At 37.8% G+C, this 1,113-nt stretch carries 1 protein-coding gene; it reads right to left on the bottom strand.

Annotated elements, in window-relative coordinates; translation table 11 throughout:
• The coding region (locus ACT3SX_RS15190; protein ID WP_444753399.1) for an XAC2610-related protein at positions 1–1,043 on the bottom strand (1,043 nt) is incomplete at its 3' end.
• Positions 1,044–1,113: the final 70 nt, after the last annotated feature.

Raw genomic sequence — 1,113 nt, 5'->3', positions numbered from 1 at the left:
TTAAACTGCGCAAGATTTTCTAGACTGCCCTGCTCGCTCTGTGGCACTGACTTGAGTAAAACGCTCTTGTTAGATTGTCTCACTGTAATGCCTTGCTTATTGATCTGATAAACCACAGGCTTATTGAGAAAGCTAAGCGTTTGTTTAGATTTATCATAGACAAATAGCCCATCATAATACAGCTCGATTCTGTCGTCTTTATCCGCAAAAGCATAGTACAGCTGATCACCGTCCTCGTTATAAGTGTTATTTAAGACCATTTTTTTACCGTTATCTAAATCCAACTTATAAATGAAAGGCAATGTCCCATCGTGGCTTTCGTTATCGTACTCAGGTAACACCTCATAGCTGTCTTCTACCATTTCACCATTCACTCTTGTGCTCTCGGTGATAGAAATTAATTGTTTTGGATTATATTCTTCTACAAGCACATGTACGGCCACTGGCTTATTATCGATCACTTTATACTTTGAATACTGATGCCATCCTGCGCCACTCTTAGTCATCGTATACAAAGTTTGACTGTCTTTATTTACACCAAAAAAACCGCAATAGCCTTGTGCCAAATCAGTAAATCCTTCACTAAGGACGAATTTATCATCATTTTTGAGATAGACTTGATAAGAAGGCCCACCATAGCAACCGTGGCGCCCATCTTTTATCGCTAAATCCTTTTGTCCATCAAAATTAAAATCATCATAGATCAACACACTATGTTCACCATAAGGAATACTGACGATATTGGCACTGATTTTTTCGCCCAATTGATAATCTTCACTGTTGCTCAACTCATATTCAATATCGATACTAGCAGGCTGATTAATCAGAGTTTTATGTGTCTTTTTATCTATAATTTTAACAATGCTATTTGCTTCATAGCCATATTCCTTTCCCTCTATTTCCTCAATGACTGCATCATAATCGTCTGAGAAATCTTGGATTTGATAGGTTTGCGCCAAGGCCGGATAGGACAATAGTGGTAAAACTAGCAGCCCCGACAATAATGTAAGCGGCTTGAATATCTTATTGAGTATAAAAGTCATATCTGTCCTTAGTGCAACCATAAAATAAAGAAGGACGCCAACTCACATTAGCGCCCCTTTATAAAAAATA

Source organism: Psychrobacter sp. AOP31-B2-9, assembly GCF_052378005.1.
In the GTDB taxonomy this organism is placed as follows: Bacteria; Pseudomonadota; Gammaproteobacteria; order Pseudomonadales; family Moraxellaceae; genus Psychrobacter.
Note: the sequence above shows the minus strand (reverse complement) of the source record. Positions and strands in the feature narration are given on the sequence as shown.